This is a genomic window from Burkholderia sp. LS-044 (genome assembly GCF_004803625.1).
In the GTDB taxonomy this organism is placed as follows: domain Bacteria; phylum Pseudomonadota; class Gammaproteobacteria; order Burkholderiales; family Burkholderiaceae; genus Burkholderia; species Burkholderia cepacia.
The window spans coordinates 140,979-156,296 of sequence record NZ_SSWO01000007.1 but is presented as its reverse complement, the minus strand read 5'-3'; the positions used below and the strand labels follow the sequence as shown (position 1 = coordinate 156,296).

Sequence of the window (15,318 nt, the reverse complement as noted above, 5' to 3'; positions counted from 1 at the left end):
TTCTCTAATTGCTGACTGTTTGCGCGACGCCGCAGGTCAGCGACATCTGATGCACCGTGGCGGCGCCAAGCTGGACGCCGAGCAGGTCCAGCAGCGGATCGATGATACCGTCGAGCGCGGTCAACAGCGGGCTCAGAACGGTGGTCAGGACCGACAACAGCGACGAAATGAAATCCGGCGTGATCGTGACCGAGATGAGCCCGAACAGCAGACTCACGGTCGGCGTGATCTGTGCGTTTTTCAGGCCCGCCAGCGCATTGTTCACCGCCGAACCCAGCGCATTCGTGTTGGTCGTCCAGTAGTACGACGGATCGCTGCCGCCGCGTCCGTAGAACGTATTGGTTGCCGGATTACCGGCCAGATCCACCGACACGTTGGAAACGGTCGCGGACACCTCGACTGCACCAGCCAAAACCAGGACGTCAAGCACCTTGGCTGGCGACGTGCAGCTATAGTTTGCCGGCAGGTTCAGCAGATTGCCGGACGTGAGCGGCGGCTGGCCGATGCAGAGATTGGCAACGCTCGGTTGAGCGGAAATCGTCGCGGAATTCGGGGACGTCAGGCAGTTGGTCGACAACAACGTCGCGCTTCCGGCGCCCAGTTGCACATAGAGCGGCAGATAGACGTTCGCGGAAACCACGACCGGCAGCGGGTTCACGCCCAGGTTGACGACGAGATACAGGCCGACCTGCGCATTCGTCGCGACCGTCCGCCACGCGCCGTTTTTATCCTTCCCGCCTTCGCCGACCGCGATGGTCGGTGGGCTGATGACCTGCGCCTGCAGTTGGACGATCGATACCGAGCTGCCGTTCGGCAACGTCAGCGGCACATTGGCGCCGATCACCACGCCGGGCTTGCCGGCCTGCGAGATCTGGGCCATCGCCATCACGAGATCGAGCACGTTAACGGTCGCGTCTGCCGCCGCCTGCGTGTTCGCGAGCCCCAGCGTCAACAGCGACGTGGCGCCCTGTCCGGTCAGGCTCGCGACCTTGATCGCCGTGTTGCTGAGCAGGTTCAGGCCGAGCAGGTTGGTCAGTGCACCGGTTGCGCTTGTCTGCAGCGTCGTACCCAGCGTGGTCGACTTGTTGACGGCCGCCACCATCGCGTTGAGCAAGGTGCCGACCGACGCGTTGGCATTGACGAGCCCGCCGATCGTCCCGTTGCCGACCGATAGCGACTGCAGCGCGACGGCGATGTCGCCGAGCTTGACGTTCGCACAGGCGAGCCCCTGGTACGACACGAGATTGAGGTTCAGCGGCGTGCCGCTCTGCCCCTGCAGCAACGAGCCCAGCAACGCGTTCACCAGGCCGGGGTTCCCGCTTGGCACGCCCGAGCAGCCGACGCCGCCCACCGCGGCCAGCGTCGCGCCGATAGAAAAGGTATCGATGTTGGTCGCCTTCGCGGTCGACGTTGCAGTCACCGTACGTGTCGGCCCGAAGAAGAAATACGGCAGCGTCTTGGAGACCGTCACGCGCACCGCGTTCAACTGCGTCGCGAGCGGCACCGTCGATTTCGACGAATAGAAGGAACTCGCCGTTCCGGTCGCCGACGGTGCCCAGTAACCGCATTCGGCCGACAGCGACGTGGTGCCGCTGCCGTCAATCGTGAAGCCGTTTGTCGACGCGTTGCTCGTGGCCGCGGAGGTCACGTTCGCACATGTATCGTCGAGCTTCTGAACCGCAGCGAGTGCAGCAAGATCGGCCACGCGCTGCATGTCACGGCGCGTGAAAAAGACGTTGCCGATGTCGATCGAACCGAGAATCACCATCGACAGCAGTATCCACACGGCCGCCGTGACGACGACCGAACCCCGCTGCCGCCGCGGCGACGCGCGACCTGGTCCGGCCATCCGACTCGATGCATGTCGAGCAGTGCTCATCGCTGCTCCGCTCAATACGATTGCGATGAACTCTGTCCGCCGGACGATCCGTTGCCGTTCGTATTGACCGGCGACCCCATCGATTCCGGAATCTTGTGCTTGAACGATTCGAGATAGCGTTGATAGGAAAGCGATGCGGCATCGCCCAGTACCGGCAAGGCCGGGCCGGCCGCGCGCCCGTCACGCTGGAATGCAAGCAGCGCGTTGGTTGCATGACCGATTTCCGACGCGTCGGGCGCCGGCTGATCGCTATACGCCGCGGTTGCGGCCCCCATGAGCACGAGAAGCGCGACACCTTGGCACACGCGTGCCACGCGACCTGGATTCTTGTTGTTCGTCATGTCAGTTCCCCCTATGCCCTTTTCATTGTGCAAACCGCTGCAGCAAAGGCGCAGTCGGATCGAATCCCTGGATGTTCGCAACCGGCGACGGACGCTTCGCGACATTCGAGCCCGACACGTCGACCACGCTTCCCGAACCGGTCGGCGTCAAAACGGAAGCCGAAGCCGGTGACTGGGACGCACGACGCCAGGTACGTGCCGCCGTGGCAATCTTCGTCGCGTCGTTGCGGATATCGTTGCGAACGTCCATCGACAGCTTCTGCTGCGCCATCAGCTTCTGCGCATCGTGGGTTCGGCCCGAGGCGAGCAGGTACAGCACCAGGTTGCTGATGATCTTCGGATTGCTCTGGTCAAGCTCGGCCGCCTTCATCAGCGGAATGCGCGCCCCCTCGATATCGCCGCAACGCAGCTTCGCGTAAGCGAGATCCGAAAGCGTCGATGCATCGGTCGGCGCCAGCACGGTTGCCTGCGACAACGCCTGCGCGGCGCGCGGAAAATCGCCCGCGCCGCCGGCAATCAGCCCGAGCCCGCGATAGCCGCGCGCGGCGAGCGTTGTGTTGAGCAACTGCGTATAGACCGCAGTGCTCGCGGCAGGCTGGTCCGTCATGCGCAATGCATCGGCGCGCAGCAGGATCGTTTGCGGCGACGCCCCGTACTGTTTCTCGTATGCGTCGATATGCGCCAGCGACGCGTAATACAGCCCTTGAGCCTGCATCCGCTCGATCAGGCCGAGATACATGCCCGGCGTATCCGGCGCCGCCTGCTTCTGCGCCGCCGCGTCCATCAGCGCCGCGCGTTCCGCCTGCGGGCCGACGCCGTACCCGCTTTCCTTGAATGCCGAGCACGCGCCGAGCAAGCCCACCATTGCCAACACGCCCACCACTTTCACAATTTCATCGATGCGTCTCATCTTGCTTCCTTTGCATCCCGGCATCAGGGCTGCGCCTGGCTCAGCGCGCGCAACACGGAGATCATTCCCGGTCCGGCCGTCACGATCAGCAGTGCCGGCAGCAACGTCAGGATCATCACGCCCGTCATCTTTACCGTCAGCTTGCCGATCCGTTCGCGCAGCATCGCACGGCGCGCCTCGCGCAACCGGTCGCCGAACTGCTTGAGCGGCTCCTGTACCGCGCCGCCGTGCTTGTCGACCTGGATCAGCAGCCGCACGATCGCACGCAGATCCTCGTTCTCGAAACCGGACGACAGCCGCTGCAGCGATTGCTCGCGCGTCCGGCCGGCAGCGAACTGCCGCTGGGCGATTTCCATTTCCAGCGACAGCACGGGCATCATCCCCTTGAAGTCGTTCGTCAGGACCTGGATGCTCTGGTCAAGCGACAATCCGACGCCTTGCAGCAAGCGAAGCATGTCGACCAGCAGCGGCAGTTCGTCGATCACCGCCTGCCGGCGCTGTGCAGCACGACGCCGCAGGTACAGCTTCGGCAACATGAAGCCGGTGACGAGCGCAATGCCCCCACCCGCCCGCCATTGCGCGCCGGTCAGTTGAGAGCCCATCAGCATGAGGAAAAGCAACGGCACGACGATCGCACAGGCGAGTCGCGCGCTCAGGAACAGTCCGCGGGTGCGCGTGTCGGCGTAGCCGCACTGCTCCAGCAGCAGCCGATCTTCGTCGGCGACAAGATACCGGCCCAGGCGGGTATCGAGCAGGCGCGCCCCGACCATCGACAGACGGTCCAGCCATTGCACAAGATACGATCGCCTGTCACCCGCATTCCGTCCTAACGGATTTTGCCGGGATTCATCGGACTCCTGTGCAGCACGCGTACCCGCTGCCTCCAACGTCGCTGAGCGCCGCTCGAGCGCGCTGGCCAGCGTGCGATCGCTGCGCGTCTGCGCACTTGCGCGGCGTACTGCAAGCAGCGCCAGCAGCACGACGCCGAGTGCGCCGAGTGCCAGCGCGAGCGAACCGAGTTGATTGGCTGTCATGCCGTCACCTGAGCTTGGCCATGTGGTACAACCAGATCCCGCCCGCGAACTGCAGCATGAAGGCGATGAACAACAGCTGACGTCCCGTGTAATCGTTCCACATCGACTGGAGATAGAGCGGATTCGTCGCGATCACAAAGCTGCCGATCGCGATCGGCAACATGACCAGCACCCATGCGGACAGTCGCGTTTCCGACGACATCGCAGCCAGTTCCCGTTCGGCCTGCTCGAGGTCGCGCATGAACGTCGACATCCGATCGAGCATGACGTCGGCGCGGCCGCCGTACCGGACCGAGAGCCGCAGCACCGAACCGACCAGTTCGAATTCCTTGGTTTGATAGACGCTCGCGATGTGTCCCATCGCACGATCGATCTCGACACCCGTGCGCAACATCCGCGATACGTGGTCCAGACAACCGCGCAACGGCGCCTCCGTCGTCAGCAGTGCCGCCTGGAACGCCGCCGGCACGCTGTTGCCGAGCGTGACGAGACGCACGATGCCGTCGAGAAACGACGGCAACTGGCGAACGATCGTCAGGCGACGCCGCTGAATGCGGGACACGAGCCAGAACACGAGCAGCGACGCGCCGCACACGAGCGCGGCGACGCAAGCCAGCCAGCCGCCCCGATTACCGGCGACGAGCCCGAGCGCGACCAACCCCAGCAGCGCGAGAAGCGCCTTGCCGCGCGCATCCTCGATGCCTGCACGGCTCGCCACGTTGACGAGGTATTCCGTACCGATCTCACGCCACTGCGCCCAGCGCGAAGCCGGCGCAGCGGACTGCGCGCGGGCCGCACCGGGCACAGACGCGACATTCTGGACCGGTCTCGCGTCAGGCTGAAGCGCACCCGCCGCTCGCGCGGCCGGCTCGATGCGGCTGTCGATGAAGCGCTGCACGTCGGCGCGGCCGCGTTTCACCTCGCCATGCCGCCACAGCATCAACGCGGCGGCAACGCAAAGGAGTGCCATTGCAAGCGCGCCAGCCATCAGGCTATACATTGAAACCCCCGCCGCCGCGGCCGAATCCGCTACCGAATCCGCCGCCACCGCTACCGCCAAAGCCCGCGGCCTGCAACGACTGCCGGAAACGCGCGAGCTTCGGCGAATGCGGATGAATGCCGAGCGACTCCCAGTTGTCGACCTCTTCGCCCTCGGGTGTCACGCGCGCTTCGTAGCGATAGAGTTCCTGCGTCGCGATGATGTTGTCCGACAGGCCGGTCACTTCGGTAATCGAAAGAATCCGGCGTCGACCGTTCGACAGACGGCCGATCTGCACGATGAAGTCGATGGCATTCGCAATCTGCCGACGCAGGCTCGATTCCGTTCCCTGGAAACCTGCGAAACCGGCCAGCATCTCAAGACGATACAGACACTCACGCGGCGAACTCGCGTGGACGGTGCCCATCGATCCGTCGTGCCCCGTATTCATCGCCTGCAGCATCTCGAGCACCTCGCCGCCGCGTACTTCGCCGACGATGATGCGATCCGGCCGCATCCGCAGCGTATTGCGCAGCAGGTCGCGGATCGTCACGACGCCGTTACCGTCGAAACCGCCCGGGCGGCTTTCGAGACGCACGACATGAGGGTGATTCAGCGACAGTTCTGCCGTGTCCTCGATCGTCACGACCCGCTCGTGCTCGGGAATGTAGAACGCCAGCGCATTGAGCAGCGACGTCTTGCCGGAACTCGTGCCACCCGACACGAGGATGTTGCAGCGCGCCTCGACCGCCGCTTCCAGCAACGTACCGATCTCCGTATTGAACGTACCGTTGGCGAGCAGGTCGGCAGGTTTCAGCGGGTCCTTGCGGAATTTCCGGATCGATACGACCGGCCCGTCGATCGACAGCGGTTCGATCACGACGTTGACGCGTCCGCCGTCCGGCAGCCGCGCGTCGACCATCGGGTTCGATTCGTCGAGACGTCGGCCGATCGGCGCGAGGATGCGGCGCACGATCCGCAGCAGGTGCGCGTTGTCGGTGAAACGGATCGGCAGCTTCGCCAGGATGCCGTGGCGCGACACGTAGATGTCGTTGTAGCCGTTGATCAGGATGTCCTCGACGTGCGGATCGGCGAGCAGATCCTCGATCGGACCGAACCCGGCGAGCTCTTTCGTCAGCGCCTCCGCGATCGCCCTGACCTCGGTCTCGTTCAGCGGAATGCGCCGTAGACGCACGAAGCTGTCGATTTCCAGATCGACGAACTGGTTGATCGCCTGGCGCGACCAGCGGCCGAATTCGGCGCCGAGTTCCTCGATGCGCGTCAACAGATGCTCGTGCGCGGCATTCTTGATGTCGTGAAACTGCTGCGACTGGGAGAACGGCGCTGCGCCGTCGGCAAATTGGATGTCGTGTGCCATCGCTTACGATCGCCTGGACGAAGGTTGAATGAAACGCTTGAGGGCGGACAGGCCCAATGCACCGCGCTGGCCGGCGGAGATCGGGCCGGCCAGTCGATCTGCGAGCGGCTCGAGGGCACGCACATACGGATCGCGTTCGGCCGTTTCGACGATCAGCCGCCCCTGATTGGCCGCCTGGCCGATGGCCACGCGACGCGCCGGCAGCGTCGCCAGCAGCGAAATGCCGAGCCGCTCTGCGATCTGGGCCGGTGTCAGGCTCAGCGTCGCGTCGTACTGGTTGACGACGAGACGAATCTTGCCGATGTCGACGCCCGCATCGCGCAGCCCTTCCAGCAGGTCCACCGCAGAGACGATCGATGCGACGCCCTGGTCGCACACGAGCCACGCTTCGTCGGCCACAGCAGTGATCTGCGCAACGAATTCATGATTCGTGAATCCGCCGAGATCGACGATCTGCTGGTCGAAGAACGCGCGCAACCGGTTCAACAGGCCGACGCAAGCCGCATACGACACGTCGCGCAGGTCGGCGAGATTGGGCGGCAAGGTGGTCAGCGCGACGCCGCTCGCGTGACGCGTCAGCGCCGTGTTGACGAAGGTCCGGTCGATGCGCCGCAGGTTGCGCACGGCTTCGACGAAATGGAATTCGCAGCGCGTGTTGAGGAACAGCGCACTGTCTCCCGCGGGAAGCCCGAGGTCGACCAGCGCCGTCTGCCGCGCGTGAGGCGCGGCGACTCCGAACGCAGGCGTGCCCGCTTCCGGGGTGCCCGAACCCGTACGCTTGTGCAGCCACACCGACAGATTCGCGGCGAGCGTGCTGACGCCCATCCCCGCGCGAGCGCCGAGCAACGCGACGAGTTTGCCGTGCCGGTTGGCCGGTTCGGTACCGGTATGCTCGAGCAACCCGCGGGTGATCCGCAAAGCGTCCTCGGCACTACCGGACACGTCGATGAAATCGCGTACGCCAGCCCGCAGTGCCGCAAGCGCGCTTTCCGGCTCCGAAAGCGTGCCGAGCGCGACGACCGGCAGGCCCGGATGGGCGAGCCGCACGGCGGCCGCAGCAGCGCTCGCCGCGCCCTGCGCACGAGAAAAATCGATGAAGACGATCGCAGGATTGAGCCCCGTGATGCGCTGGCTCAGCGCACCTGGGTCAAGCGACAACGCTTCCACCGTGCCGGCCGACACCAGTGTCTCGCCCAGCCAGCGGGCATGTTCATCCTGCTGCGATGCGCACACGAAATAATCGGTCACGGCAGGCTCAGCCAACGATAGGGTTCTCGCGTTCATGTTGAACACCCCCGGTTACATATCGCGCGACATCTCGTCCCGCATTCATTTCGAAAATCCGGGCGCTGCATCGGGTGATGCGATACCGCCAAGATACGACCGCCACACCGGCCCATCGCGCTGTTCGGACAGTTCGCCCGGCGTAGTCGGCAACGGCGCGCCCTTCGCGATCGGCGCAACGAGATGCGGCGTCACGATGATCACCAGCTCCTTGTCGTTCTGCTGATAATTCAGCGACTTGAAGAAGGCGCCGATGATCGGCAGATCGCCCAGGACCGGCACCTTGTTGATGTTCGACATCGTTTCGCGGTCGATCAGGCCGCCAATCACGAAGCTTTCCCCGTCACCCAGCTCGACCGTCGTATCGGCGCGACGGGTCGTGATCGCCGGCACCGATACGCTGTTGATCGTGACGCCATGCTGGAAGTCGAGCTGGCTCGATTCCGGCGCCACCTTGAGCGCGATGCGGCGCTGGCTCAGCACAGTCGGTGTCAGGGTGAGGCCGACGCCGTACTGCTTCCAGTCGATTGCCGTGGAGCCAAGCGCCTGCGGCACCGGCACGGGGATCTCGCCGCCGGCGAGGAAGCTCGCGCTTTGCCCGGACAACGCCACCAGGGTCGGCTGCGCAAGTACGCGGGCAAGGTTGTTCGCCTCGAGAATCGAAATATTGCCGAAGATGCCGCGGCCCGCCGAATTCACCACCAGGTTGAACGCGGACGCGATCGGAATGCCGGCAGTCGCCTGGAACGCCGCCGTTCCGCCACCAGTCACCGACTGGAGACCGCCCGGCGCAAATGCGCCGAATGCGAATCCGTTGCTTTGCTTGAAGAAATTCAGCCCGGCTTCCTTCAGCACCGAGCGGCTGAATTCGACGACCCGCACGTCGACTTGCACAACGCTCCGGTTACCGACTGTCGACGTATCGATCACGGTCGCATCTTTGCCGCCCATCCGCTTGCCGACTGCAACTGCCCGCTCATGCGCGTCGAGCGAAGCCGCCGAGCCCGACACGACAGCGGCACCGCCATACGCCTTCACGGACGGTCCCGCGCCGTCCAGCACGGCCTGCGCGGCCGCATCGACGACATTGACATTCCACACCGTCGGCTCGTCGCGCCCCCGCTCCCACAACATCACGTTCGTCGAACCGGGAGCCTTCGCAACCAGCAGTACGTTGCCGGCGCGGCTGCCCTTCATGACCAGCACGTCGACGACCGAAGGATCGCCCACCGCGATCCGCTGCAACGTGCGGCCGGTAGCGACCTGCCGCTGCGAGCCGACCGCAAGATCAATCGACCCGTTTGCGCCGGCAGCCTCGGCCAATACGGCGAAGGTCATGGCCCAGATGGCAATCGCGTATGCAATCAGTTTTTTTGTCATTGTTTCGGAGACCGTCGTACGGCCTTCTCCCTTCCATTACTGCTGTCGATGACCGTGCTTGGATTGTCAATAAGCGACCGTTTCGGTCCGCCCACCCCGGATCACTTCAATGCTGCTTCCGCCTTCGCGCGCGACGATCGGCGCACGCGGGGCACGCGGCGGCGCCTGCACGCGGGGTGCGGTGCGCGCACGCCCACCCGACAGTTCATCGAGCCATACGCCGGCGGCCGCCTGCCCGGAAGGCGTCAGATCGCCGGCCGTGCGGATCGCAACCGTCTGTGCCGCGACCTCGTCGTCGCGCGGATTGCGGAGCGCGAGCGTCAGGCGGCCGCTCGCTTCCGCGAGCGTCAGTGCATCGACCTGTGCCGTCGGCACCGCGAGCACGGCGGTCCGTACCGCACCACCCGGGCCACCGCTACCGTCGCGGTCGGGCGTCGCGTCGCCGAACGACAGGATCCGCAGCTTCGACATCAGCAGTCGCGCCTGTGAATTGGGAATTTCCGATCCGGCTTGCGTCATCCCCGAGTTGTCGCGTCGCAAATTCAGGAACACGTCGACAAAGTTGCCGGGGCGCAACCGGTTTCCGACCGCATTCGTCTCGTCGACCTTGATGGCCACGGCCCGCTCGCCGGGCGCCACCTGGTTCGCCAGCCCCGACGTCAAGCCGCCCTCGACGACCGGCGCGGCGGCAAGGATGTCGTTCGCCGGGATGCGACCGACCAGCAGCGACGGATCGCTGAATCCGCCAGTCGGCATCATCGGTGCCGACGCCAACTTCAGCGCATCGACCGGAATCGGTTGACCGGCCGGCAACAGACGCGTCGCCACGACCACCGGCACCGTCTGGACCATTGCCGCGGCAGGCACCGCGGCCGGCGGATGGGCCGGAGCGCGGCCGAGCATCCACGCATAGATTCCGAGCAGCACGGCGAGCGCAATCAGCAGCCCGGCGATGATCTTCGTCAAGTTGTTGCCCATGGTGAATGTTGAGTGCCGTAAATGTTGTTATGTCGACATGTGAACGCCGCTTGCGCCTGTTGCCGCGCACTGGCCGGCGTCCGTTTCATAAAATGGTCGCCGGATTGATCTGCACGGTTGCCGTGCCGGTCAACTGCGTCGGCGTAACGAGCCCGAGCAAGGGCAGCGACGGAACCAGCGGATTGGTCTTGTACGGATACGTCACCGTGACCGTCACGCAATACATGGTCGCGTCGTAACTGCATGCCCCCGACACGGGTGTCGGAATCTGAACGTTGGCCAGCCACGACGTCAGCCCGATCGCGGTCGACTGTGCCGCCTTCGCCCGGTCGGTCAGCGCCTGCGCCCCCGACCCGTTGGACTCGTAGACATAATTCAGCGCCGTGCGCGCACCTTCGGTCGCAGCAAGCGTCAAGCCTTGCTGAACCGCGAAGATCAGCCCGAACGTCACGATCGCGTACATGATCAGGAAGAACAGCGGAAACACCAGCGCGAACTCGACCGCCGTCGCCCCCTTCTGACGCCGCCATGACCGTGGCTGGTACTGTCGCTTCATTGCAGCCCCCCGGTAACGACGAGATAGGCCAACCATATCGCTGCCGGAGCGACAAGACAGGCTGCGTAAGGTGTTGCCCGCCGTGCGCCGAGCGAGAGCGTCGGCGAACCGCGCGACCACAGCGCGCCCAGCGACGTATGGGTCAGCGTCATCAGCGCGAGGACATGTATACCGGCCGCAAGACTGGCGACAACCCACAGCCATGGCAGTATCGACAAACCGCACCACGCGCCGAGAACCGCAAACACCTTTACGTCCGCCGCGCCCATGACGCGAAATGCAAAAAGCGGGAAAAAGCTCACGAAACCGACGAGCATGCCGATCAATGCCTGCTCGACTGAAACACGAAACGGATTTGCATCAACCAATGCGCTGCCAAGCGCCGCCAAAAGCCCGACGACGACAAGCGGATTCCGAACAAGCCGAAATCGAATATCACCGACGGCAACGAGCGTCGCCCAGGCAAAAAAAATGCTGGTGCTGAGAAGATGTGCCATATCGCGATCGACCGACCAAGTCGACGTAAGGGCGAGCGGTCCGCAAAAACGGACCGCTCGCCGCCCACCGGACTACCGAGGATCAGCCGCCCGGCAACGAACTGGCAATCGTGGAGAACAGCGTCGAGATCTTGGTGCCGATAGTGGTGACACTACCGATGATCAAGGCCGCAATCAGACCCGCAATCAGACCATACTCGATCGCGGTAACCCCGTCTTCTTCCTTAAGGAAGCGCTTGATGAGTGCTTTCATTTTATTCCTCGTGCCTGTATTTACGTTCTTTGGCCTTTTATACGTAAACATCCCCGCATATCCGGCCGGTCGCCCCGCGCTGTTCGCCACATCTGCTGTAACGACAACCAGGTGCACTTTCTTTATAGATTGCCCCGAGGGGCATGGCTCACCATTTGATGCAAGTTAACATTCGCGATAGCAACCCTCCTCGAACGTTGTGTACCGAACCGTACATTTCCTTACATCTGCTCCGGATTCTATATCCGATCCTATTTAAGTTCCAACCTCTTTTAACGACTTGGATCGAAAAAAATGACCGTGAGCACAGCGTATTTGTACGGCGTTTCGGTACGACTTACACATAGGATTTACGATAGGTTAGATGTGCACACCTAATCCACCTGTAAAACAGTTGCCTCGTCCACCAAGCCTGCGCGGCCTCCCACGTTACGTCGCACGCGTAACGCCAATGTTGTGACGTTACGTTACGAAACGATCGAAATCGTTCTCATTCGTCTGCACTTAAACAGATTCAACAATCTTTCAATTCCCGTAACTTCCTTTTCCGACAAGGAATTGCCCCGTTTAAAACCTGTTGCCGAACCGTCGGGCATCGAAATGGCACGACAGTTGCAGAGTAGTCCTCGCACCACTCAACACAACGCAGTTCACAACACATTTTAATGCGAGGACAAAATGGACATTAAGGTTATCCCTCATGGCGTGTTCCGGACGACTCTGATCGCGGCCACCGTTGCAGCCATGCTTTCCCTCTCCGCGTGCGGCGGCTCGGGTTCCATCAGCCAGGGTCTTGGCGGCGGCTCGAGCTCGGGCGGCGGCGATACGATCTCCACGTCCGGCACGAGCGGCACATCGGGCACGTCGGGCTCGAGCGGAACTTCGGGTACGAGCGGCACCAGCGGCACCTCGGGTACGAGCGGTACGTCCGGCACAAGCGGGACCTCCGGTACCAGCGGTACGTCGGGCACGAGCGGCACGTCCGGTACTTCCGGCACGTCGGGCGTGTCGTCGAACCCAGTGGGAACTGTCCTCGCAAGCAGCAGCAACATCTTGACGGGTGTTGGCGGAACCGTCTCGGGCCTCGGTTCCGTCATCGGCAGCCAGACGCTGCCGGGCGTCAACCCGGCCACCACACAAGCCGCGGGCGGCATCGTGCAAAGCGTCGGCGGCGCAGTGACCGCACTCGGCAATGGCCTCGGCAACGGTCTCGGCCAGCTCGGCGCGACGAAGGATCCGGTCGGCACCACGCTCGCCAGCACGGGTGGCGTGGTCAACCAGCTCGGCAGCGCAGTCACGCAAACGGGGACCCTGGTCTCGAGCCTCGGCAGCGGCCCGCTCTCGCCGCTCGCACCGGTCACGGGCGCCGTCGGCGGCCTCGTGTCGACGCTCGGCGGTGCCGTCTCGAACGGCGGCAACACCCTCACCAATGCACTGTCGACCGGCCCGATCCAGCAGGTCACGCAGACGGTCAGCTCGGCCATCACGCCGATCACGACGATGGTCGGCCAGACGACCCAGACGATCGGCACGGCAACCGGCCTCGGCGCGCCCGTCAACACGCTGCTCGGCACGGTCGGCAACGGCCTGAACCAGGCCGGCGCCCTGCTCGCGTCGACGGGCGGCAACCCCGTCACGACCGGTCTTGGCAACACGGTCTCGTCGACGGGCAACACCGTGAAGGCCGTCGGCGGCCTGCTCACCGGCGGCACCGGCGGCGTAACCAACCCGCTCGCGCCGCTCACCGGCCTCGTCTCGACGGTCACCGGCGCACTCGGCGGCGCAACGGGTGGCGGCAGCGGCCCGCTTGCCCCGGTTACCGGCCTCGTCTCGACGGTGACCGGCGCACTCGGCGGCGCAACGGGCGGCGGCAGCGGCCCGCTCGCCCCGGTCACCGGCCTCGTCTCGACGGTCACCGGCGCGCTCGGCGGCGCAGCAGGCGGCAGCGGCGGCCCGCTCGCACCGGTCACCGGTCTCGTCTCGACGGTCACGGGCGCACTCGGCGGCGCAACAGGTGGCAGCGGTGGCCCGCTCGCACCGGTCACCGGTCTCGTCTCGACGGTCACGGGCGCACTCGGCGGCGCAGCAGGTGGCAGCGGCGGCCCGCTCTCCCCGGTCACGGGTCTGCTCGGTACCGTGACGGGCGCCCTCGGCGGCGCAACAGGCAGCGCCGGCGGCAGCAGCCCGCTCGCCCCGGTGACGAACGTCGTGTCCACGGTAACGAGCGCGGTCGGTGCCCCGGCATTGACCGGCGGCACGGGCGCCGTCACGAACTCGGGCTCGGCGTCGAATCCGCTCGCACCGGTCACGTCGCTGATCGGCGGCCTGCTCGGTGGCACGCACGGCAAGTAAACCAACATCCATCAATCGACAAGACAGCGAGGAGTCAATCATGTCCCAGCAACGTTCTCTCACGACAGCCGCCCTGCACCAGTGGCGCGTGCCCCTCACGGCCTTCGCCGCAGCCTGCCTGCTGGCCGCCTGCGGCGGCGGCGGCGTGAGTTCGCCGCCGACCAGCAGCAACAACAACCCCAGCAGCACGAGCGGTACACCGAGCACGAGCGGTACCAGCGGCACGTCCACCGGCACCAAGGGCGTCGTCAGCACGGTTGGCCAGACGGCCACCGACCTCGGCAGCACGGTCGGCAACATCACCGTGCCCGGCCTCGGCGACGGTGTGACGAAGGGCGTCGGCAGCACGCTCTCCAGCACGGGCACGATCGTCGGCGCAGCTGCCGATGCCGTGAGCAACGGGCTGGGACAGATCGGTACGACTAAGGATCCGGTCGGCACGACCGTCGCTGGCCTCGGCAACGTGGTCGGCGCGACGAGCAACACGGTGTCCGGCCTGAGCTCGACGGTCAAGGCGCTCGGCACGGGGCAACTCGCGCCGCTCGCGCCCGTCACGACCCCGGTCGGCACCGTGCTCGACACGGTGGCCAATGGCCTGACGGCTGCCGGCACGACGATCGGCTCGACGCTGTCGTCGGGCGCCGTGCAGCAAGTGACGCAGCCGCTCAGCTCGGCGATCACGCCGCTCGTGATCACCGCGGGCCAGGTCACGCAACAGGTCGGCACGACGACCGGCCTCGGCCAACCTGTCTCGGGCCTGCTCGGCCAGGTCGGCGGCGCGATCAGTTCGGCCGGCAAGCAGGTTGGCGGCACGTCGAGCCAGCCGCTCGTCGGCGACGTCGGTCAGCTCGTGACTGCGGTCGGCAACACCGTGACCAACGCGGGCGGCCTCGTCAACCCGAACGGCCCGAACGGCGCGGCGCCGATCCCCGGCCTGATCACGAGCCTCGTCGGCGGCTCGACGGCGACCGTGCAGAACGGCACGTCGTCGGGTTCCGGCTCGACGAATCCGCTCGGCGGCCTGCTGTCGGGTCTCGGCTCGACGCCGCTCGGCTCGCTCACGGGTGCACTCGGCGGCGCGACCGGCGGTTCGGGCAGCAGCCCGCTCGCGCCCGTCACGGGCCTCGTCTCCACCGTTACCGGCGCACTGAGCGGTGCGGCGGGCGGTAGCGGCGGCCCGCTCGCCCCCGTCACGAATCTCGTGTCGACGGTGACGGGCACGCTCGGCGGCGCAGCGGGTGGCGCAGGCAGTGCAAACCCTCTCGCGCCTGTCACCGGTTTGCTGAATACTGTCACCGGAGCAGTTGGCGGCGCAGCGGGATCCGGGGGAGCGAGCCCGCTCGCGCCGGTCACGTCGCTGGTCGGCAGCGTCACGGGAACGACAACGTCGGGCGGCGGCTCGACGGGCCTGCTGGCACCGGTAACGGGGTTGCTGGGTACGCTGGGTAGCGTTGGCAAGTAAGGAGGACGGTCGCACCTTCGCAGCCGGAGCGGATG

Annotated in this window: 14 protein-coding genes; 2 read left to right on the top strand and 12 right to left on the bottom strand. The window is 65.3% G+C overall.

The window, feature by feature from the left end; genetic code table 11:
• Positions 1–4 precede the first annotated feature (4 nt).
• The 12 genes from E9536_RS19775 to E9536_RS19720 form a co-directional block, all read right to left on the bottom strand.
• Positions 5–1,879: a TadG family pilus assembly protein gene (locus E9536_RS19775; protein WP_060358183.1), complete on the bottom strand. Its 1,875-nt coding sequence runs from the start codon at positions 1,877–1,879 to the stop codon at positions 5–7.
• An 11-nt stretch (positions 1,880–1,890) separates the two neighbouring features.
• A complete protein-coding gene (locus tag E9536_RS19770) occupies positions 1,891–2,253 on the bottom strand; it encodes a DUF3613 domain-containing protein (RefSeq protein ID WP_311766547.1) in 363 nt (120 codons plus the stop codon).
• Complete coding sequence (locus E9536_RS19765; protein ID WP_027787664.1) at positions 2,243–3,130, bottom strand: pilus assembly protein; 888 nt, start codon at positions 3,128–3,130, stop codon at positions 2,243–2,245. The genes E9536_RS19770 and E9536_RS19765 overlap by 11 nt, the downstream gene beginning before the upstream one ends.
• Before the next feature lie 23 nt (positions 3,131–3,153).
• On the bottom strand, positions 3,154–4,164 hold the full coding sequence (locus E9536_RS19760; RefSeq protein ID WP_027787665.1) for a type II secretion system F family protein: 1,011 nt from the start codon (positions 4,162–4,164) through the stop codon (positions 3,154–3,156).
• Positions 4,165–4,168: 4 nt separating this feature from the next.
• Positions 4,169–5,164: a type II secretion system F family protein gene (locus E9536_RS19755; protein ID WP_027787666.1), complete on the bottom strand. Its 996-nt coding sequence runs from the start codon at positions 5,162–5,164 to the stop codon at positions 4,169–4,171.
• Entirely contained in the window at positions 5,157–6,521 is a 1,365-nt protein-coding gene (locus E9536_RS19750; protein WP_060358187.1) for a CpaF family protein, read from the bottom strand. Before E9536_RS19750 ends, E9536_RS19755 begins: the two co-directional genes overlap by 8 nt.
• Positions 6,522–6,524: 3 nt before the next feature.
• Entirely contained in the window at positions 6,525–7,805 is a 1,281-nt protein-coding gene (locus E9536_RS19745) for a fimbrial protein (RefSeq protein WP_027787668.1), read from the bottom strand.
• 45 nt (positions 7,806–7,850) lie between these two features.
• Positions 7,851–9,143, bottom strand: a complete 1,293-nt coding sequence (locus tag E9536_RS19740) for a type II and III secretion system protein family protein (RefSeq protein WP_230961205.1) — start codon at positions 9,141–9,143, stop codon at positions 7,851–7,853.
• Between the two features lie 108 nt (positions 9,144–9,251).
• The gene (gene cpaB / locus E9536_RS19735; protein ID WP_136470428.1) at positions 9,252–10,163 is read right to left on the bottom strand and encodes a Flp pilus assembly protein CpaB; all 912 of its coding nucleotides are present in this window, start codon (positions 10,161–10,163) and stop codon (positions 9,252–9,254) included.
• Positions 10,164–10,248: 85 nt separating this feature from the next.
• Positions 10,249–10,719, bottom strand: coding sequence for a TadE/TadG family type IV pilus assembly protein (locus E9536_RS19730; protein WP_060358189.1), 471 nt, complete (start codon positions 10,717–10,719; stop codon positions 10,249–10,251).
• Positions 10,716–11,216: a prepilin peptidase gene (locus E9536_RS19725; RefSeq protein ID WP_027787672.1), complete on the bottom strand. Its 501-nt coding sequence runs from the start codon at positions 11,214–11,216 to the stop codon at positions 10,716–10,718. Before E9536_RS19725 ends, E9536_RS19730 begins: the two co-directional genes overlap by 4 nt.
• Positions 11,217–11,298: 82 nt before the next feature.
• Positions 11,299–11,469: a Flp family type IVb pilin gene (locus E9536_RS19720; protein ID WP_027787673.1), complete on the bottom strand. Its 171-nt coding sequence runs from the start codon at positions 11,467–11,469 to the stop codon at positions 11,299–11,301.
• Positions 11,470–12,147: 678 nt separating this feature from the next.
• Here E9536_RS19720 and E9536_RS19710 point away from each other — a divergent pair.
• Both E9536_RS19710 and E9536_RS19705 read left to right on the top strand, forming a co-directional pair.
• The gene (locus E9536_RS19710) at positions 12,148–13,821 is read left to right on the top strand and encodes a collagen-like triple helix repeat-containing protein (protein ID WP_136470427.1); all 1,674 of its coding nucleotides are present in this window, start codon (positions 12,148–12,150) and stop codon (positions 13,819–13,821) included.
• Between the two features lie 40 nt (positions 13,822–13,861).
• Positions 13,862–15,283, top strand: a complete 1,422-nt coding sequence (locus E9536_RS19705) for a collagen-like triple helix repeat-containing protein (RefSeq protein ID WP_136470426.1) — start codon at positions 13,862–13,864, stop codon at positions 15,281–15,283.
• The last annotated feature ends 35 nt before the right edge of the window (positions 15,284–15,318 follow it).